Raw genomic sequence first — 20,438 nt, forward strand, 5'->3', positions numbered from 1 at the left:
ACGCGCGTCCGAACCACCAATGGATCCGGACGCAGGTATAGCTTGCGGCGTCAGAACTTCAGCTCATATTCGCCGCCCAGGCTCAAATACCCGGCCGCATCCACACCGGCGCGGGCAGTGACCTGCCCCAGCTGCAATCGCCGTGACACGTCAGCGGCAACAGACAGGGTCGAGAACCCGTTTCCACGCTCTCCGCTGATGCGGATGCCGTGCTGCCAGCCATGTGCTGTTTCATTGAAGCTTTCGTATTCAAGCTCGGCCCCAAGGCTGCAGGCATTGTCGAAACTTCCCGACGAGGCATAGCACGCCACAACCGGAGTGAAGGCCAGAAGCGACGCGCCGTCGTTCACCTCGCGCTCGATCCGCAGTTCTGCAAAAAGCCGCGTGTTGGTCAGCGAGGCCAGTTCCACCAGACCCGATTCAGTGATGCTCTGGAACCGTGCAACCACATCCACATCGACCGACGGCGAATACGCATAGTCGATACCCGCGCGCGGGACGAAACGATAGGTCTCGCGGTCGATCTCACCCGACAGGGCCACGCCCGCGAAACCGGCAAAATACCTGTAATCGCCAGTCGCCGCGATGGTGCCAAAGCTTCTTTCGAAATCCAGATCGAAATCATGACGCCCGACGGCACCGCCCAGATAATAATCGAGATAAAGACCATTGCTGAACCGGTTCGCACCGAAGATACCGGCATTGACGCCAAAGCCCTGAATCTCGCCCTCCGCTCTGCTGGTCACGTCACCGGTGCTTCCATAAATCCTGACAAAGTAGCCGCGCACCCGGTTGTCGCTGACAAAGCGCTCTCGACGGTATGACAGGTTCAGCAGGGTCTGCGACAGGCCGCTGTCTGTCTCGAGGAAGTTCAATGAGCCTTCGATGGTTTCCCACACGTCGCGGGCGCAATTGTAGTTCTGGTGAAACAGCCCACCATCCACCGTCACGTCCGAGCCATTGGCCTGCAAATTGAAGGTTCGGTCCAGGTCCGATGTGCTCTTGCAGGTGTCATACTGTTCCTGCGCTTCGATCGGAGTGAATTCGACCCGGCGATTGCGTGCCTTGCCTTGGGCCGTCGCGTTTGTGTCGATCGGACGGCTTTCGCCATACCCGCGTGCACGATACCCGACTGTGTCCACGCCGCGGGCCGTCAGGGCCTGCAAAACCGCATCAACCCGCCGTTGGCTGAGCGCCAGATTGTAGGCATCCGATGCGTCGCTGTCGGTATGGCCCGCAATCTCGAATGCGCTGCCCTCACAGCTTCCCAGAATCTCGGCGATCTGGTCCAAAATTGGGTCGCTTTCCGGCTTGATGATTGCCTTATCGGTATCAAACAGGATCGGCCGGTCGTTCAGATGATCGTTAACGGCGGTCGCACATTGACGCGCGCCGCGCTGTCTGAGGCGATCCAGCGCTCCGGCGGCAAAATCCCGGGCCTGCTGGCTTTGCAATTCCACAGTCGTGTCGCGATCTTCCTCCAGAATTGCAATCAGGTCCTCGGCGATCTCGTCAATCAGCGATGGGTTCGACACTTCCACACTCATCCGCGCCGTATCACAGTTCGTGGGGTTCAGTGTCTCGCAAATCTCGTAGGTGAAGACATAGGTGCCTGCGGTCGTGCCCGGAGCCACCTCGATCTCGCCCGCCGCGTTCATGGAGATGGAACCCGTCGCCGGGGCCACGTCCAGACCCAGAGCGGTGACACCGTCGCTGGCCGTGCCCGTGTTGGTCAACGTGACATCCGCCGGGTTCAGGGCGATGCCGTTCAGCGTGTCGTTGTCCATAACCGAGGCCGTTGTTGCGCCGGTGATCCCATTCACAGCCGTCAGTGCATCATCCACCGCGTCAATCGCCGCCGCATCCACCACAACCGTCGCCTGCGCCGTGTCGCAGTTGGTGGAGTTCAGCGTCTCGCAGATCTCATAGGTGAACACATAGGTGCCTGCGGTCGTGCCCGCAGCGACCTCGATCTCGCCTGCCGCGTTCATGGTGATGGAACCCGCCGTCGGGGTCACATCCAGACCCAGAACGGTGACACCATCGCTGGCCGTACCGGTGTTGGTCAACGTGATATCCGCCGGGTCCAGAACAGAGCCGTTCAGCGTATCATTGTCCAGAACCGAGGCGGTTGTCGCCCCACTCGCCCCATTCACTGCCGTCGGCGCATCATCCACCGCGTCAATCGCCGCTGCATCGACCATAACCGTCGCCTGCGCCGTGTCGCAGTTGGTGGAGTTCAACGTCTCACAGATCTCATAGGTGAACACATAGGTCCCCGCCGTGGTGCCCGCAGCGACCTCGATCTCACCCGCCGCATTCATGGTGATGGAACCCGCCGCCGGGGTCACATCCGGACCCAGCACAGTCACCCCGTCATTCGCCGTGCCGGAGGTGCCCAGCGAGACATCCGCAGGGTCAAGAACAGAGCCGTTCAGAGTATCATTATCCAGAACCGAGGCGGTCGTCGCACCGCTCACCCCATTTACAGCTGTCGGCGCATCGTCCACCGCGTCAATCGCCGCAGCGTCCACCACAACCGTCGCCTGCGCCGTGTCGCAGTTCGTGGAGTTCAGCGTCTCGCAGATCTCATAGGTGAACACATAGGTGCCTGCAGTGGTTCCCGCAGCGACCTCGATCTCGCCCGCGGCGTTCATCGTGATGGATCCGGCTGCCGGGGTCACGTCCAGACCCAGAACGGTGACACCATCGCTGGCCGTACCGGTGTTGGTCAACGTGATATCCGCCGGGTCAAGAACAGAGCCGTTCAGCGTGTCATTGTCCAGAACCGAGGCCGTTGTTGCGCCACTCGCCCCTTTCACCGCCGTTGGCGCATCATCCACCGCGTCAATTGCCGCTGCATCCACCACAACCGTCGCCTGCGCCGTGTCGCAGTTGGTGGAGTTCAGCGTCTCGCAAATCTCGTAGGTGAAGACATAGGTGCCTGCGGTCGTGCCCGCAGCGACCTCGATCTCGCCTGCCGCGTTCATGGTGATGGAACCCGCCGCCGGGGTCACATCCGGACCCAGCACAGTCACCCCGTCATTCGCCGTGCCGGAGGTGCCCAGCGAGATATCCGCCGGGTCCAGAACAGAGCCGTTCAGAGTATCATTATCCAGAACCGAGGCGGTCGTCGCACCGCTCACCCCATTTACAGCTGTCGGCGCATCGTCCACCGCGTCGATGACCGGGATCGGCAACACAATCGGGGTCGGTGTGCCCGGCCCGCCGGGGTTCGACGTTGGGTTGGTTCCGTTGTCGGACGCATCGGATACCGTCGTGCCGCCCAGATCATCCCCGCTGGCGGTCGCCATGTTGTTCAGGCTGGCCGGCGCCCCTGCCGCAGTGGGGTCCACGTTCACGGTGAATTCGACCTGATAGCTGTCACCCGGCGCCAGAACGCCGTCGCTGCCCACAAGCAGGTCATTTGTGCCGTCATAAGACGCGCCATTGCTCGTCGGCAGGCTGGATCCTGCGCCGATGGTCACAGCACTGACCACCGGGGCTGACGTCACCCCATTGAAGGTCGAGCCGAGCTGATCCGATGCTGTCAGGTCATCCACCAGGCTCAGCGTATCCAGCGTCAGGTTCCCGGTGTTCTGCACGACGATCGTATAGGTCACATTCGCGGTGCGATCGGCCAGCAATGCCCCCACAGAGGCCGATTTTGCAACGCCAAGCTGCGGGGCGGGCGTCAGTGTGAAGCGGGTCGGATCATCGGCCCCTGCCCCTTCGCCAAAGGCGGATTCATCCGACAAATCCGACTGGGGCGACCCCTCGGCGTCGATTGCATTGGCCGAGGCCTGGTTGTCCACAAATCCGGCAACAATGTCTGCTTCGGTAATGGCATAGGTCGCCCGGTGAACCGTTGTCTGGGCCAGCGTGAACGGATCTGTCGGCTCGGTGCGACCGACGAGGTCTGCCTCGTCGCCATCACCATCGACATTCCCGCCACCTCTGACAAAGGCAGGGACCGGAGGTGTGCCGGTGCCCGTAAAGCTGGATCCGTCCTCGATCACATCGATGTCGAACATCGTCACGTTACGCAGGTTGCGCGTGGTGTATGTATAGGTGACGATTTCACCGGCCTGAGGCGGTGAGGACAATGCGGATGTATCCACCGCCTTGGTCACGGCGATGAACTGGTTGGGCTCATCGTGGTCAAGGAAACCGTTCTGGTCCCAATCCGCGCCGGGAAAGATGACCGAGATATCGTCAAACGTGAAATTGTCGCCGGTACCGGCTCCGTTATAGGTAATGGTCACGTTGCTGACAGGATTTGACAGATCGTAATTTCCGATAAACCCAAAGACCTGATTGCCCAGCGTCACCGAAGCGCCGGTAATCGAATCTGTTACGGTGCCGACAAGATTGCTTCCCACCCAATCCGTGCTGTCCCAAACCGGTGTGCCATCGAAGGAAATCTGCAGGTTCGAGATCGCACCGCCATCATGAATATCGCCCAGATACAGACCGAACCCTACAACGGGTTGATTGAAATTGATCGACACGGTTGCGGTCTCGCTTGGCGACCCGCCGATCTGGACCGTTGCCTGACGCGATCCGGTTCTTGGGGATGTGCCGTACTCGGCGTTGTCGATATCCAGATCGCGGGGAAGGGCGCTGGAATGTGTCGCGGTGATCGAGAACCGGGAGTTGCTGAACCCGTTCAGCGGTGAGTCGATTGCCGCGCCTTCGAAACTTTCGGAAAAGAACTGGCTGGAGGGCAAAGCGGCAAGCACGCTGTCCCACGCCGCCCCGTCCGTAAGGGTTCCGGTGCCGACGATGTTGGAGATTGGCGTACCGTCCGGCAAGGTGCCGAACCCTTCCAGAGCGTCAGAGACACCGTCGCCGTCGCTGTCCTGCGCAAGGGTCTCGACCGGAGACAGAATCAGCCCCAGCAACAGCGCCCAAACGAACAGGGTTTTGGCCAGGAAACCACCGCGCAAAGGCAACGCGTTCACCTTCATTCTCATCACCATTTAACAGGCCCGCCGGGGGGCACAATTCACTTTGCCAAGGCGCCAGACATCAGAGATCTGACCGCCGTTTCCGTTGTTAAGATGCTGGAGTTGCAGGTTGAATTTCGAAAAAAGCTACCGCAGAAGCGCCGCAGTTGCGGTCGCTTTCCTTAGGAAAACGCAATTTCGAAACGGATTTTTTTCAGCGCAATCAGAGTGTATTTGGTGCTGCCGAACGTTACTTGCACGCCCCATCTTGAAGGGCTGGCTTCTACTGACATTTTGTTAAGATCGCGACCAAATGCGGTTTTTGTGACTAAAATTTAGGCAATGTCGCGGCGCAGCATCGCCGCGACACGGCGGTCGGCTGTTGATCCCAGGGCTGAGGGCGCCGCACTAGCATCCGTGTGCCGGGCCACCCGCTGAATTCAGGATCTGTCCTTCTTGTCTTTAACCCACTGATCTGACATTTGTTTCTGCCCCGTTGCCGTCGTCATTCGACCGGGGACAGCAACCGATAAACAGGCAAAAGCCGTCGGAAATCATCGATGGATCGCCGCACCAGGTCCGGCCTGATAACACTTTCGTGATCAGTCCGGTCAATCCATGCCGAATACCCCTTGCGGCGCAGCGCATCTTGATTGGGGTGATCTTTGTCGAAACCGGATGGTACGCGTTTCAGATCGGGTTCGCTGACCCAAATGCCAGCGCCCTGCAACTCGGCAGTCAGTTTCAGCAACTCGGCCCCTTGTGGCCCCGCCATCGCGGTCCGAAACGCGGCCAACGCGGTTTTGTCATACTGGAACACTCCGCATCCCAGCGACAGCTTGCCCGGTGACAGCCCAAAGAACCACATCGGCGGCTGGCCCGCCTGCCCCTCGGGCGTGAAGGCAATGTGGAGATGCGCGTTGTACGGAGTCTTATCCTTGGAAAAACGCACGTCCCGATGGGTGCGAAAGATCTTGCTGGAATGGCTCTGACCGGTCAGGCCATGCAAAGCCGTTGCCACGTCGCCTGCAAACTGTTTGCCGGGCTCTTTCAGGTGACGTTCATAGATTGTCTTGTTCGCGGCAAACCATTCTCGCGTGTTGTTCGCCTTCAACCCCTCAAGAAAGCCAAGCGCCTCGGGCGAGAAACAGTTGAATCCGGTCATCATTTCCTCCGTTCAGTCTTTTGCGGGCAGGGCTGCGGCGTGTTCAAGGCACATCTGCAACCAGTGCTGCAGGGCATCGTCGTCACAATTCCCCTCATCAACACGGATAAAACCGCCCAGTTTGCGGGTTCCGTGAATCACCGTTTGGGCCGTTGGGTCCGTCAGCGCCGTGGCCTCGTTCGCCTTGCCGACCCGTAACATGAACCGGCCCACGCCGTCCTTGTGCCGTCGCACGCCGCCGAGCATGTTGCTGTTCAAAAAGAAACATTGCCCGCCCATCATCTGTTTCTCGGAAATCCCCACATGCGCGGCCAAAGCGTCACGCATGCGGGCGTTCAGTGCTTCGTCCACTGGCATCAGACGCCCGCGCCAAGGTGCCAGAGGATCGCCAGCGCCAGCACGAGCATGGTCAAGGTCGTCAGCCCGGCCCCAATCGCGCGGCCCTTGCCGTTGGTCGAGGCGCGCAGGCTGAAATAGTGAATCAACCGCGCAAGCAGCAAAACACCGCCACAAGTCGCCACCAGCCAGGTCGGGGTTCCCGCAACCTCGGCCCCCGCAAGGGCCAACAGGGCCAGCGGGACATATTCGACAAAGTTCCCATGCGCCCGCATCAGGCGCAGCAGCCCTTCATCCTCGCCATGCAGCAATTGGATCCCGGTCTGGGCGCGGCGCACTCCGACGGCGATGGCCATCGGAATGCTGATCAACACAAACACCGCCGTCACGGCGAGGGTGATTTCGGGGATATGTACCATCTGAACCCTCCTTCCACGCTGCGCTTAAGACGCCATGCTTTCATATGTGATCAGCGCGAACCGGGCTCCCTGAGGGTCGGTCAGCGTGACCATGCGCCCAACGCCCGGCATGTCCATCACCGGCTGAATGACCGTGGCACCCTTGGCCTGCGCCGTGGCAATACTTGCGTCCACATCTGCAACGGTGAAGAAGATCGTCCAGCTGCCATCGTCCTCGGGCATCGGGGAAAAGCCGCCAATGGCGGTTTCACCGACCACCGCAGCCGAATAGCTTGACCCGTCCTGCATCGGCATGTCGTTGATCGCCCAGCCCAGAACGTCCTGATAAAACGCCTTGGCCTTGCCCTGATCCGGGCCGGAATGGCCGATCCAGCCGGAATTGCCGATTGCGGTCATCTCAAGAATACTCATGGCTTTCTCCCTTGGTTGCGCCCGCCACATGCGGGTCTGATCCAAGGACGCATGAGGGGGCCGTATCCCTACATCTCGCCCAATTCTTTTTTACTGATTGCGATTTTATCTGTGATTGCAACGCGTTCCGGGCCTGTTGGGGCGAGGGTCAGCGCCGTCTCAAACGCTGCAATCGCCGCCTTGTGGTCGCCGATGTCCTGCAAAAGACCCCCTCGCATCGCGTGAAACCAGCGATACGAGGACAAATCCGCAGCCAGCACTTCCATAGCCTTCAGGGCATCGCGCGGCCCGTACAGCTTGGCTTGCGCAGCGATCTGGTTCAGCCGCACAACCGGGGTTGGTTGCAGGGCGTAAAGGGCAGCATAGTGACTTTCGATGAAGGTCCAATCCGTCTGATCAGACGAGGCCGCGCGGGCGTGTTCCGCCGCAATCGAAGCCTGAATGATATAAACACCCCGATGGCCAATCCGCTGCGCTTTTTGCAAATGCGCCGTCGCCTCTGCGATGTTGGCCTTGTCCCACAGGCTGCGGTCCTGATCGTCCAACGCAACCAGCTTGCCCTGCCCGTCCATCCGCGCGCGCCGTCTGGCGTGTTGCAGCAACAAAAGCGCCAGCAGCGACGCCTGTTCGCCCATCGCAGGAAACAAACCCGCCAGCAGGCGGGCAAGGCGGATGGCCTCTTCACACAAGGTCAGCTTCATCTGCGTCGGCCCGGCGGAAGAGGACCAGCCTTCGCTGAACATCAGGTAGATCATCAGCGACACCTCACCCAACCGCGCGCCGCGTTCCGTCGGGCTGGGCGTTTCAAAGGCGACCCGGTTGCTGGCGATCTTCTTCTTGGCGCGGGTGATACGTTGTTCCATCGTCTTGGGTTTGACCAGAAAGCTACTGGCAATCTCATCCACGCTCAGCCCCGCCACGATCCGCAGGGCGATGGCGATCTGGTCGCGCCGGTCCAGTTCCGGGTGGCAGCAGATGAACAACAGCCGCAAGACATCGTCGCGCAGCTCATCAGGGTCAGGCGTTTCGGCGGGCATCGGCTGAAACTCCTCGGCGTGGCGCGACAGGATTGCGCTGCGGCGGCTGGACTTGCGCACGTGGTCCAGACCCGCGTTCCGGGCGGTGGCCAGCAACCACGCCAGCGGATCGCGTGGCGCACCGTCCTTTGGCCAAACCGTCAGCGCCTTTACACACGCATCGGCAAAGGCTTCTTCGGCCATGTCGATATCGCCAAACACCCGCGTCAGCGCCGCAAGGGCGCGCGGGCGGTGTTGGGAAAATGTGGCCTCCAGCCAATCCGACATAGGCTATTCCGACGAAATCAGACCCCCGGCCCAGGCAACAGGGCGCACTTCTAGCCGTGCAACGGGTGACGAGATAATCTTTGCATACTCCAGCGCCTCATCAAGATCCCTGAAATCTGCGGCGTAGAATCCCAGAAAACTCTCTTTGGTTTCCGAGAACGGCCCATCCGTGATCAGCGGCGCAGCACCCTCGGCCGTTGCAGGTTCCACCGTGACGGCTGCGGTGGGCGGCATCAGTTTCATCGTCACAAACTCTCCCCGCGCCTTCAGGGCGGTTTGCAGCGCGCCGTGGCCCGACATCACCTCATCCTGGCGATCCTTTGGCAATGCCTCGAACACGCCCGCCTGCCCGTAAATCGAGATTACATAGATCATTTCAGCCTCCGCAGTTCGGTTACATGCTGCAAGGACGCGCGAAGACTTGCAAATCCGACAGCGTGTTTTGGCTTCGACAAAACCGTCCGGCACGCCCAAGTGCAAATCGTGGTGATTGTTCCAAGCTATGTACCCGTGGCGATGAAGATGCCGTAAGCTGGGGCCAAATGCCTGCAAGGGAACCTTCAGAATGATTGCCTATGTCACCATTGGTGTCGACGATATCGAACGGGCCGAGCGGTTTTATTCCGCGTTTCTGCCTGCCCTTGGCTACTCGTTAGAAAGGTATCACGGGGACCTCAGCTATGCGCTGCCAGTGGAACCCGGCCAGCCCCCCTTGCCAGAGTTCTACGTCAAATCACCGTTTGACGGAGACACTGCCTCGGCCGGGAACGGGACCATGGTCGCGTTCGAGGCACAAACCCAGCGCCAGGTTCGCGATCTTCACGCGGCAGCCCTTGCAGCTGGGGGATCTGACGAAGGGCAGCCGGGGTTTCGCGCCTCTTACGGCCCGCAATTCTATGTTGGCTACCTTCGGGACCCTCAGGGCAACAAGATCGCTTTGTTTTCCAGCAATCCGAATGAGCCCGGACGGGACGACTAGGCCGAGCGCGATCAGTCGCTGTGACGGGCAAGGATTTGCCCTAGGTAGCTTGTCGAATGCCATGTCTGGCTGGCACAGAATATCCCCGCACAGCCTTTCAGTTTCAAACTGTGCCCGGATGCAGCGCGAATGGATCCCTGAAACCTTCGCCCGGTTTCAGGGTCAAGCAACGCACCCCTCCAAACGGCCCCGTCCAATGTAAGGTCAGTCAGGATCACATCGCCAATGCGCGCATGGGGGGTCTTGTCCTGATCCCAGACCCAAACCAGACGACCGCATTTGGTGGTGGCCTCTGCCGTGCAGGGTTCAAACCTGACAATGACGCCCAGCCCCGGTGAGGCGTAGCTGCCGGAAAGCTCGAACGCATCTCCCCGGTCTGCCAGACACATACCGAAGATGGCAAAAACCAGCGCCCCGGCTTTGAGGCGGTTCCCTGAGATCCGAGGGGCCGCCTTAGCGAACGCCTGCAGATAGTGCGGATGCTCGGTTTTCATCAGGCGATCCCACCACGAGAAGTAGAGGCCAAGGTTATAACCCGTATGGGCGTGGTGCAGATCGTGATGCGTCACCGTGGTCATCCAGCCGAAAACGGGGCGTCCTGTGGCTGTTGCGGGAAAGACCTCGACCCCGCAATGACCCACTGCGTTTCGCAACATCATATGAGTCACGAAGATGAACAGCGCCACGGGATGTGCTGGGATCAGGATCAGTACCAAAGGCAGATAGGCGGCGTTCACCACAGCCTCGCCCACATCAAAGCTGTAGGACGTAAACGGTGTCGGCTGATGCGATCTGTGGTGCAACCGGTGAAACCTCCGAAACAGAGGCGGATAGTGAAGGGCGCGATGGGTCCAGTAGAACCACGCGTCGTGCAGGACGATCAACAAGACTGTGCTGAGCAGGAAATGGCCCCACCCATAGGCCGCGACGTCCGGGTAGATTGTCATCAGACCGGCTTTGGCCCCCAACGCGATTGACGTTCCGGCGGCCGCAAAGATCAGAACAGTGCGCAGGCTGGCCAGAACCTCTCGCCTGATCTGGCCTTTTGGCGGTTCCGTGGCTCTGATTTTCTGACCACGCAGACGGCGGGACAGGAAAACGCAGATCACCAGATAAGTGCCGCCCGCGCCCACAACGTATCGCAGCAGGTCCGCGCCGAAGATATCGGCATAGATGGATGGTATTTCTGAAAGGGCTGTCATTGTTCGCTCCGTCATCAAATGGGATATGGGCGGAACATGCGCGGGCGTGGTGAGCGCTGGCGCGCCGATTTCGAAACACGGCGCGGATTCTTCAGGATCGGTCAGGATTTTTCACAATCGGCAAGCCTGTGCCGTTGACCCGCGCGGGAAACCGGAATTTGCTTATGGCCACGATGCCGGACACAGCGATCTTTGATCTTTTCCTTCGGGGAAGCGCCTTCGGTGCGCTTGCGCTTTGCGCCCTGGTGTTTCTGACCAACGGCGCGCGGACGCGCAAAAGCGTGTCAGTTGCTCTGCTATGCCTAAGCCTTGGCCCTTACCTTGTCCTGTCGTCCCCAAATATCGAGCTGGCCCCAGCCGCGCAGTCCGCGCTTATTATGGTGGCCTCAACCATTCCCGTTTTGGTGTACTGGGCCGCCATTGAACTGTTTCAGGACAGCGTTGGGATCAGGCCATGGCAGATTGTCATTGCCGCAATCCTTGTGGTCTCGGCCTGGCTGGCACATTTGGGCCATTCTACAGGTTTCATACGGGGTGCCTGCGCTTTGGTTCTTTTTGCGCATATCCTTGGCGTTGTCATAAAGGGCGACGCGGATGATCTGGTGGCCACCCGCCGCCAGTTCCGGCGCTGGTTTCTGGCCTGGGTTCTGTGCCTCGGCATCATCATTACAGCGCTTGAGATCACGCAATTGGACCGTGCCCTGCCGCATTGGGTCTACATGTCCCAAGCGACGCTCATCTTTCTGTCGGCAGGCGCATTCCTGCTGTGGTCCGTGCGATTGCGATCGGATATCTGGATCGTCCAACCTGCCGGGCAACCAGAGGACGTGACGCTCAGCCCCGCGCAGGCCGCACTGATCAGGCGGATCGAAAAGACAATGTCAGACGGGCTGTGGCGCGAGGAAGGTCTGACCGTGACGAGAATGGCCGCCCATCTTGATACACCCGAACACCGTATCCGGGCGGCCATCAATCAGGGCATGGGCCACCGGAACTTTCCCAGCTACGTCAACACCTTTCGCATTGACGAGGCTCGGAAACTGCTGATCGCGCCGGACATGGAGGACAGCACCGTGCTAAGCATCGCGTATGATGTCGGGTTTTCGTCTATCGGCCCGTTCAACCGGGCGTTTCGGGCCAGCACAGGCATGACACCGACCGAGTTCAGAAAACAACACGGCCAGGGCACCACCCCGACCCCGGCTTAACGGCGGCAGAGCTTCCTTTGCACGTCAATCTCCTAGCCCGTGTCGCCCGACATCTCGGCGTCCAGAAACGCTTCGGCGCTATCGACTTCCTTCAGCTTTCGGCCCTTGATCCACCAGAACCGGGTTCCGACAGTGCGGATGAACTGCCTGTCATGGCTGACCAGTAGACAGGTGGTATCCTGGGCGATCAACTCTGCCTCCAACAGTTCTTGCCCGGCGATGTCCAGGTGGTTCGTGGGCTCGTCCAGCAGATAGAAATTGGGATTATCTAGCCGCAGGACCAGCATGGCCAGACGCGCTTTTTGCCCACCTGAAAGCTGATCGATCGGGCGGTCCTGCCGCGCAATCTCGATCCCTGCCCCGGCCAGAACCTGACGCGCGCGCCGGTCGCCAATGTCGGACCGGTGCGTGACAGCGATCATCGGCGTTGTTGCATCGTTCAATTGCTCAAAACTCTGACCTGAATAAGCCGGAATGATCGAGGATGCGCATCGGATCTGCCCCTCTTCACCAGTCAACGCACGCCGGACCGCCTGGATCAGCCGGGTTTTCCCGGCCCCGTTTGTGCCCAGCAAAACCACGCGGTCGCCCTTGGTGATCCATTTTTGACCGGTTCGGTACAAGGGTGCGCCATCGGGTTTGGTGATGGTCATATCATCCAGTGACAGCAGTGCCCTTGCATGGGTGCCGCTATTTGCCAACCTGATTTGCCCCGCATCCTTTTCCTGATGTGCTGGCCTTGCCATCTCCTCAAGCCGTTCGGCACGTTCGGTCAGGCGCTTTGTCTTGGTCAGCAACAGGTCCGAGCCCGAGTTGATCCCGACATTCTTGAGTTTTGCCGCCTGGCGCCGCAATTGCCGCACCTTGTTCATGTCATTGGAATACTGCCGCGCATCGGCCGCGTCCGCCTCGTCCAATGCCTCCCGCGCTGCAGAAAACGGCAGGTTGAACACGCGCGAATTGTCCGGTCGGATGAACAGCGTCCTGTTCGTTGTTTCGTCCAGAAAGGCCCGGTCATGCGAGGTCATCAAAATGGCGACACTGTGCGGCAGGGCTGCAAGCCAATCCTGCAACAGGGCGATCCGGCGCAGGTCCAGATGGTTGGTGGGTTCGTCCAGTAACAGAAGATCCGGCTGATTGACCCAAACCGCGGCAAGCAGCGCCGTTCGCTGCCAGCCTCCGCTAAGTTCGGTCAAAGGGACCTGCTGAACCTCGAACGGCACCTGCAAATCCGCAAGGGCCACGTCGACTTTCCAGCTTTCATATTCTGCCACCTCGGGCGGCAGGTTGCGAAGTACCCAGTCATACAACGTAACCGACAGCGCAGCATCAGGGACATCTTGCGGAACATATCCGACGCGCAGCCCCCTGCTGCGCGTGATTTCGCCGGATGTTTGTTCGATCAAACCAGCAAGGCATTTCAGAAGCGTGGATTTACCACGGCCATTGGCTGCGATCAGGCCAATGCGGTCACCTTTTGAGATGGTCAGATCAAGGTTCTGAAAAAGAGGAGTCCCCAGCGTTACGCCAAGCGACTTTGTATTGAGAAGAGTCATAACGGTCTCGTGTCACAAGAAATGCGCCGCCACGCGGCTTTGGGCAGACCGTCAATCGGATAAGGATTTGGTCAGCCCTGCAAACGGATTTGCAGGGCAAAACGGGGACCATGCTGAAGTCGGCGTGTGATGCGCATGCTCAGCAATTGCCCTCCTCTTGTGACCGTTCAGACAGGGAAAGATTAGCCGGGCTGTGGTGGTCAGGCAAGTCGCAGCGCAGGTCTTGATCTTGCATTCTTGCTGAAACAGGGGTGATGTTCGGGTGTCTACGGCGTGATTGCGACAGGAGCAGGCAGTGGATTCGCGTTCAATCGTCCTGACAATCGGATTTGGTCTGGTCCTGATCAACACCATGCCGGTCTGGATTGGCGATCTGGCGTCAAATGCCCGTCTGTCTGACGCCCAGGCCGGGGGTATCGGCAGTCTGGTCCTGTTGTCCGCCGCAGTGGCCTGCGCCACTGCCAGACACGCAAGCCGTGCCGGTCTGGCAAAGATCGGCGTGCCGGTGTGCCTTGTCTATCTGGCCCTCAGCCCGCCGTTGAACGCTGTCTTCACGGCGGTCGCCTGCTGTATTCTCGGGCTGGCGATCGGGTCTTTGGCCGGGTTGGCGACACGCGGTTTGGGCAGTCTTGGCACAGGGCTTCGCGTTATCAGCACGGCGATGACGGTCGGGTTGGTGGTCTCACTGATCGTCTATCTGGTATTGCCAGTTTTGGGTATTTCGTCCTTCTGGGTTCTGGCTGTGATCTCTCTCGGCCTGCTCGCAGCCCCGCTGCAGACATCACCCACCGGGCAGCACGTCAACTGGCGCAACATCATCGCGGATGTGCCAGCCCGTTACCTTCCCTTTTTCGTGCTGATGGGTGCGTATTGGACCTATCTGGAGCTTTTTGGAGGCCGGTTCGAGAACGCGCAGAACCTGCCCTTCTGGCTGTTTGCCAGTCTTGTAACAGGGGCGTTGGGGTCAATCCTTGCCTCGCAGGTGCCAGCAAACTGGCGCGGCAGGGCCCAATCCCTGTCGATGTTTGCCGCAGCGCTGATCGGGGCGCTGAGCTACGTGGCGCCAACCCTGTTCCTGTTCGGCCTGACAATACTCTTGAACGGGTTCGCCCTGTTTCTGTTCTTTCCCCTCTATTTGGGAACCGCCGGGGACCGGGCACCGGGGGCGATGGCCGGATACCTGCTTGGATTCGCTATCGGAGGGGTGGCCGGGGCCGTGCTGGTTCATGTTGCGGGATACGCATCGCTTGCGGCCGCGATCCTGCTGTCCGGCGTTATTGGCCTTCTGCCGCGCCGGTAATGGTCAACCCTGCCCTGCGCCAGCTTGACAAGGCCTGCTCGACAAGGTCCGAGTTCGCCTCCCACATCGCCAGTTCCTGAAAGACGCGGGTCTCGAAATCCGGGAAAGCCTGTTTCAGGGCCAAAACCTCTTGCCGCGCCGCGTCCAGATCGTCGAGGGCGACATACAGCCAGACAAGATGCGCATGGTACCAATAAAACCCCGGCATCGGGACTTTCTGAAGCTCGACCAACGCCGCCTCGTTCAGTCCCAGTCTGGCGTATCTCCAGACCTTGGCGAAATGGTACCAACCGGGATGTTCCGGGCTGATGTCCATGGCCCGGTCCAACAGCTGCAAGGCCTCATCTTCCCGACCCAGAAATGCGCAGCAATGGCCGATTTCCGACAGCACATCCGAATGCCCCGGATTCAAGGCTAGCGCCTTTTGCGCCGCCTGATCAAAAGCGGCGACATCCATTGCGAACAACCGGCACATAGCCAGTGCAACCCAGGCAAACGCATTGCGCGGGTCTGAGACAGTCGCCTTTTCTGCCGCCTCCGTCGCCAAGGTCAGGGCATCTATACCGGGCCTTTCGTTGACGTGATACCGAAACTCTTCCAGCAAGATGACAGAATAGGCCGCCCATCCGTCCGAGGCATCCGGGTGGCGATCCAATGCCTGCGGCAGTTCCTCGCGCAAACGGGCGTGCAATTCTATGTCGTAGGTGCGGTAAAACCGGCGAAACTCTGACACCAGACGAAACATCGTCCAACTGGAATGGGACGTTTCGGTTCGGATTTCTGCGGCGATCCTGTCGGCCACCGGCCCATGCGGGCCAGCAAGTCGGCCTGCGCAGGTCAGGGCGATCTTGTCCTGCACATCAAACAGCGACGCAACCGTGGCCTCGCTATCGAACTGATCGGTGACCACAATCGCGCCGGTTTCTGTCGATACCAGTTGCACGCTGACCCGCAATCTGGCTTCGGTCTGACGAACGCTGCCTTCGATGACAAACTCTGCCCCATAGCGGCGGCGGATCTCGTCATGATCCAGTTGCGCAGCCTGAATGGCGTCTGCGGTGGTGCGGGACAATACCTTGAAGTCCCGGAACCGGGACAGGCTTGCAATGATCTCATCCGTGATCCCGTCGCAGATGAACTGGGCCTCTGCATCCCGGCTGGTGTTCTTGAAGGCCAAGACAACCAGACAAGGGACAGCCGGTTCAGGTCTGCCCCCCTCAGCCACCGGGGCGGGATCAAGGGCCATTCGGAAGCCCACACCATGAACCGTCTTGATGACCCGCTGCGCCGTGCCGCTGTCCCCGACAGCACGCCGCGCTTCTTTTATGGCGGTCGAAAGGGTGGCGTCCGTGACAATGCGATCCCCCCAGACCCTGAGAATCAGGTCATCCTTGCTGACGACAGCTCCGCCAGCCTCAAAAAGCGCGCGCAATATCCCAAGCGACTGCCGGGTCAGCCTAAGGGTCTGACCGCCATGGGTGGCCGTCACCTGATCAAAATCGATCTCGGCATCTGAAATCCGGACTTTCATGACCTCACACTAGCTGCACTGCAAATCCACGCAAAGCCTCAGACATTCTCAGGGTTTTCTCAGGTTTGCCTCAAGCCCGCATCGCGCCGCCGGGGTAGCACATCCTCATCACTGAACGAAGACACCCCATTCTCAGGAGGGAGGAAAGATGAAATACCGAAACGCTCTGCCGCAATTGTCCGGACATTCGATGATCACCGATGGTGGGTTAGAGACCTTTCTGATTTTCCAGAAGGGGATCGACCTGCCGCTGTTTGCCTCTTTCAAGGCGCTGGAGACCGAAGAGGGCGTGGCCGCCCTGGACGCCTACATGATGCAGTTCGCCGAGATGGCCGTCGCGGAAAAACGCGGATTTGTCATGGACACTCCGACCTGGCGCGCCAGTGCCCGTTGGGCCGCCGAACTGGGCATCAGCCATGACACTTTGCGCGCGGTACACCGGGAAGCCATCTGCAACCTCAGCAAGCTACGCGACCGGATGGAAATTGAAGGTCAATCCCCCTTTGTCATCAACGGCGTCCTTGGGCCGCAGGATGATGGGTATGCACCAACGCGCATTCTGACACCGGATCAGGCCCAAGCCTACCATGACGCGCAGGTCGGTTGGTTCGAAGAGTTCGGGGCTGACATGGTGTCGGCCATCACGATGACCTACTCGGCCGAGGCTTTGGGTATCGCACGGGCCGCCAAGGCACGGGGCATTCCGGTGGCCATCGCCTTCACGCTTGAAACCGACGGGCTGTTGCCCTCGGGCGAGACCTTGCAGCAGGCGACTGAGGCGGTTGATGCCGATACCGACGCCTACCCTGCCTACTACATGATCAATTGCGCCCACCCGGACCATTTCGCCCATGTTTTGAACGGCGACTGGACCCGACGGATCATGGGGTTGCGTGCCAACGCGTCACGGCAAAGCCACGCCGAACTGGATGCTGCCGAGACGCTGGATGACGGCAACCCGGCCGAGCTTGGGGCGCTTTATGCAGGACTGTCGGCGATGCTGCCGAACCTGACCGTCATGGGCGGGTGCTGCGGCACGGACCACCGCCATGTCTCTGCGATCTGCAAGGCAACGGAACCCGCCTGAGATCGCCCAACCCTTCGGGCTTTTGGCCCTGACCAGATCGTCGCCTGCGGACAGGTCCGCGGGCGGGTGATGACCCATTGAAATCTGAAACTGAAAGGAAAATTCAATGTCCAAATCAATTCTCTCAATGCTCGCCATTCTGGCGTCCACCGGAATGGCCTATGCGCAAGAGCCGCTGATGGCGTTCGATGTGGCCGAAGATCACACGCGGATCTTCATGGCGGCGGACCCTGTGCACGAAAACGGGATGCCAGCCCATGGCAACGCATTCGTAAGCCAGGGTTACATCTACCCCGCCGGCACGCTCAGCGATCAGACCAAAGGCGTCAATCAGGATGGCAGCCCGGCCTTTCCCGGACTGGTTCTGGGGACCTGGACCTGTGATGGGTACTTTGTCGGCGAAGGCGGCAACGCGACCTCGGGTGTCTGGGTCATCAGCCGACAGGTTTTTGAATTCAACGACGGGGACACCGTGATCACGCAAGGCCCCGAAATCGCTGATATCGGCAAGGAAAACCTGCGCCCGGTCACCGGATCGACAGGCGAATTTGTCGGGATTGAGGGCGGGCTGGTTCAAACCACCCTGGGCTTCAACGAATTCATGGCCATCAACGCGACTTTCAAGTTTGAAACCGCCGAGAAGGATCACGCGTCTTACAAAGCCGAGGACGGTGACTTTCTGGAATGGGACTCGGGCGTGCCCGTTGGCCCGATCGAGTTCACAGCCGACGCCAATTCCTGATCGCCCTTACCAGTGCCATGCCCGGTATCCGACCGGGCATGGTGCCTTGCGCAAAATCATCCAACTCACGCGTGGACGTTATGAAAGACACAACACTCCCTGAAATTCGACCTGCGTCCAGAAACGACGCAAGGGACCTTGCCAAGCTGATCGACATTGCAGGCGAGGGTATCCCCTCATGGCTGTGGGCAAAGTCAGTGGCCCCCGGACAAACCGTGCTGGACGTCGGCATGGCGCGGGCGCAACGCACCAGCGGCGGCTTTTCCTATACCAACGCCATTCTTGCCCAGGACCAGAACCACGTGTTGGGCATGGCGCTGACCTATCCGATTGAAACGGTGCCCGAAGGAAACATCGCGGACCTTCCGGATCCGATCAAACCCTTCGTCGAGCTTGAGGCGCTGTCGACCGGAACCTGGTTTATCAACGCGCTGGCCGTCTACGCCTCGGCCCGAAACCGGGGCATCGGAAGCGCGCTGCTGGCCGAGGTCGAGAACACCGCGCTCCGGGCCGGGTACCAAAAGCTGAGCATTCAGGTCTATGGCCAAAATACCGGCGCGCTGCGGCTGTATCGCAGGCTTGGCTTTGAACCGGTCGCGCAGGCGCCTGTGCGGAACCACCCTTGCCAGCCCTACTACACCGGCGACGTCGTTTTGCTGATCCGCAACCTGCCCTGACCCGCCGTTTGACCGGGTCTGCACCCGCCCAGTGCTTGCCCCAGCCATTTCAGGAGTTGAAAACAATGCGCACCAGTTTGAGATCTTTGATTGTGACGCCCTTTTTGGGCGTCATGCTTTCGACCTTCGCCCTGCCGCAGGTTTCCTGGGCCGAGCATTGGTTGCCCTTGCCCGATCCGCTGGAGGACACGGATTTCCTGTATGACGGTGCACCCTCGGACACGTTGGTCGAGTTGGGCCGCAACCTGTTTTTCGACCCGATCCTGTCCGGAAACCAGAACATATCCTGTGGCACCTGCCATGACCCCAGCCTGGGTTCGGGGGATGGTTTGGCCTTGGGCATTGGCGAAGGCGGTACCGGGGCCGGGGCGCATCGCGTCACGCATGATGCCGTCAACGGGCGCATTCCGCGCAACGCTCAGGCGCTTTGGAACATCGGGGCACGGGCCTACACAAGCATGTTTCACGATGGGCGGGTCGAGGCGATGGGCGCAACCATTCGAAACCCGGCCGGATCAGCCCTTCCGCCTGATCTGAGCAGCATTCTGGCGGCTCAGGCGTTTTTCCCGGTGACATCTCCGCTGGAAATGGCCGGTCAGTATGGCGAGAACCCAGTCGCCGATGCCGCAGCAACCGAGGACAGAGCGACAGTCTGGGCGCTGCTTGCCAAGACGGTTTCCGAAATTCCCGCATATGTGGCCCTTTTTGATGCCGCCTTTCACGAGATCAGGCAGCCGTCAGACATTACCTACGCGCATATTGCCGAAGCACTTGCAGCCTTTCAGACCGTAGTTTTTCGATCCGACAACAGCCCGTTTGATCTGGTATTGCGGACAGGGGATATGTCGCATCTGTCCCGCGATGCGCAGGCAGGTCTGCAGCTGTTTTTCGGCAAGGCGGGCTGTTCCGGCTGCCATAGCGGGCCGCTTTTGACCGATCATGGTTTTCACGCCATCGCCATGCCGCAGATTGGGCCCGGCAAGGGCCACGGGGCGGATCTGGAATACTGGCGCGAGACCGGGTTCTTTGCCCGAACCGAGGATGAAGGCCGATACCGGGTCAGCAAACGCAGCGAAGATCTGTTTGCGTTTCGCACCCCGTCTTTGCGAAACGTCGCGATTACAGGTCCGTGGGGGCATAGCGGCGCGTATGACACGCTTGAAGACGTCATCCGTCACCACCTTGACCCGGTCGGCAGCCTGAACCGCTATGGCCTAAAACCCGATGTCTTGCCTGAACTGAAGCATGTCCAACGGCTTTCGGCGCGTGGGTCGGCCTTGAGTTTCACCGCAGTCGAACCCGACCGCCGGGGCGCTTTCGATACCCGCGATGGCTGGGTTCTTGAAACCCCCAACCTGAAAGCGCGCATCGCCGCCGCGAACCAGCTCGAGCCGCGCCCCGATCTAACAGATCGCGACGTTGCGCATCTGGTGGCCTTTCTGAACGCGTTGACGGATCCGGCTACGAACACCCTGCGCCACTGGGTTCCCGATGAAGTACCCTCGGGGCTTGATCCGCAGCCAAACTAGGTTGGAATTGGGGTTGCCGCACCCGGTCGGATCGAGACGGGCC

At 60.0% G+C, this 20,438-nt stretch carries 17 protein-coding genes; 7 read left to right on the forward strand and 10 right to left on the reverse strand.

Features of this window, described 5'->3' with window-relative positions:
- Positions 1–50: 50 nt before the first annotated feature.
- The 7 genes from ACR0LW_RS05030 to ACR0LW_RS05060 form a co-directional block, all read right to left on the reverse strand.
- Complete coding sequence (locus ACR0LW_RS05030) at positions 51–4,970, reverse strand: OmpA family protein (RefSeq protein WP_480881774.1); 4,920 nt, start codon at positions 4,968–4,970, stop codon at positions 51–53.
- Between the two features lie 484 nt (positions 4,971–5,454).
- A complete protein-coding gene (locus ACR0LW_RS05035) occupies positions 5,455–6,114 on the reverse strand; it encodes a DUF2461 domain-containing protein (RefSeq protein WP_480881775.1) in 660 nt (219 codons plus the stop codon).
- 12 nt (positions 6,115–6,126) lie between these two features.
- Positions 6,127–6,471 (reverse strand): TfoX/Sxy family protein, encoded by a 345-nt coding sequence (locus tag ACR0LW_RS05040; protein WP_480881776.1) that lies wholly within the window; start codon positions 6,469–6,471, stop codon positions 6,127–6,129.
- On the reverse strand, positions 6,471–6,869 hold the full coding sequence (locus ACR0LW_RS05045; protein WP_170622413.1) for an MAPEG family protein: 399 nt from the start codon (positions 6,867–6,869) through the stop codon (positions 6,471–6,473). The genes ACR0LW_RS05040 and ACR0LW_RS05045 overlap by 1 nt, the downstream gene beginning before the upstream one ends.
- Positions 6,870–6,893: 24 nt before the next feature.
- Complete coding sequence (locus ACR0LW_RS05050) at positions 6,894–7,280, reverse strand: VOC family protein (protein WP_170622414.1); 387 nt, start codon at positions 7,278–7,280, stop codon at positions 6,894–6,896.
- A gap of 68 nt (positions 7,281–7,348) precedes the next feature.
- Complete coding sequence (locus tag ACR0LW_RS05055; RefSeq protein ID WP_480881777.1) at positions 7,349–8,584, reverse strand: RNA polymerase sigma factor; 1,236 nt, start codon at positions 8,582–8,584, stop codon at positions 7,349–7,351.
- Positions 8,585–8,587: 3 nt separating this feature from the next.
- Entirely contained in the window at positions 8,588–8,959 is a 372-nt protein-coding gene (locus ACR0LW_RS05060; RefSeq protein ID WP_480881778.1) for a YciI family protein, read from the reverse strand.
- Positions 8,960–9,149: 190 nt separating this feature from the next.
- Between ACR0LW_RS05060 and ACR0LW_RS05065 the strand changes: the two genes are divergently transcribed.
- The gene (locus tag ACR0LW_RS05065) at positions 9,150–9,563 is read left to right on the forward strand and encodes a VOC family protein (protein WP_480881779.1); all 414 of its coding nucleotides are present in this window, start codon (positions 9,150–9,152) and stop codon (positions 9,561–9,563) included.
- Between the two features lie 11 nt (positions 9,564–9,574).
- On the opposite strand, the gene ACR0LW_RS05070 is transcribed toward ACR0LW_RS05065, so the two are convergent.
- A complete protein-coding gene (locus ACR0LW_RS05070; protein WP_480881780.1) occupies positions 9,575–10,765 on the reverse strand; it encodes a sterol desaturase family protein in 1,191 nt (396 codons plus the stop codon).
- 164 nt (positions 10,766–10,929) lie between these two features.
- Here ACR0LW_RS05070 and ACR0LW_RS05075 point away from each other — a divergent pair, with 164 nt between their 5' ends.
- Positions 10,930–11,973 carry a helix-turn-helix domain-containing protein gene (locus ACR0LW_RS05075; RefSeq protein WP_480881781.1) on the forward strand — a complete coding sequence of 348 codons (1,044 nt, stop codon included), beginning with the start codon at positions 10,930–10,932 and terminating at the stop codon, positions 11,971–11,973.
- Positions 11,974–12,005: 32 nt separating this feature from the next.
- Here ACR0LW_RS05075 and ACR0LW_RS05080 read toward each other — a convergent pair whose 3' ends face one another.
- Positions 12,006–13,529 (reverse strand): ABC-F family ATP-binding cassette domain-containing protein, encoded by a 1,524-nt coding sequence (locus ACR0LW_RS05080; RefSeq protein ID WP_480881782.1) that lies wholly within the window; start codon positions 13,527–13,529, stop codon positions 12,006–12,008.
- Positions 13,530–13,824: 295 nt separating this feature from the next.
- On the opposite strand from ACR0LW_RS05080, the gene ACR0LW_RS05085 reads away from it, so the two are divergent.
- The gene (locus ACR0LW_RS05085; RefSeq protein ID WP_480881783.1) at positions 13,825–14,829 is read left to right on the forward strand and encodes an MFS transporter; all 1,005 of its coding nucleotides are present in this window, start codon (positions 13,825–13,827) and stop codon (positions 14,827–14,829) included.
- Here ACR0LW_RS05085 and ACR0LW_RS05090 read toward each other — a convergent pair.
- Positions 14,804–16,360: a winged helix-turn-helix domain-containing tetratricopeptide repeat protein gene (locus ACR0LW_RS05090; protein WP_480881784.1), complete on the reverse strand. Its 1,557-nt coding sequence runs from the start codon at positions 16,358–16,360 to the stop codon at positions 14,804–14,806. The genes ACR0LW_RS05085 and ACR0LW_RS05090 overlap by 26 nt on opposite strands.
- A gap of 148 nt (positions 16,361–16,508) precedes the next feature.
- Between ACR0LW_RS05090 and ACR0LW_RS05095 the strand changes: the two genes are divergently transcribed.
- The 4 genes from ACR0LW_RS05095 (at position 16,509) to ACR0LW_RS05110 (ending at position 20,395) form a co-directional block, all read left to right on the forward strand.
- Positions 16,509–17,447 (forward strand): homocysteine S-methyltransferase family protein, encoded by a 939-nt coding sequence (locus tag ACR0LW_RS05095; RefSeq protein WP_480881785.1) that lies wholly within the window; start codon positions 16,509–16,511, stop codon positions 17,445–17,447.
- A 106-nt stretch (positions 17,448–17,553) separates the two neighbouring features.
- Complete coding sequence (locus ACR0LW_RS05100) at positions 17,554–18,189, forward strand: hypothetical protein (protein ID WP_480881786.1); 636 nt, start codon at positions 17,554–17,556, stop codon at positions 18,187–18,189.
- A gap of 80 nt (positions 18,190–18,269) precedes the next feature.
- Positions 18,270–18,866: a GNAT family N-acetyltransferase gene (locus ACR0LW_RS05105; protein WP_480881787.1), complete on the forward strand. Its 597-nt coding sequence runs from the start codon at positions 18,270–18,272 to the stop codon at positions 18,864–18,866.
- A gap of 65 nt (positions 18,867–18,931) precedes the next feature.
- Entirely contained in the window at positions 18,932–20,395 is a 1,464-nt protein-coding gene (locus tag ACR0LW_RS05110) for a cytochrome-c peroxidase (protein WP_480881788.1), read from the forward strand.
- Positions 20,396–20,438: the final 43 nt, after the last annotated feature.

It is taken from the genome of Ruegeria sp. N4, assembly GCF_056531425.1.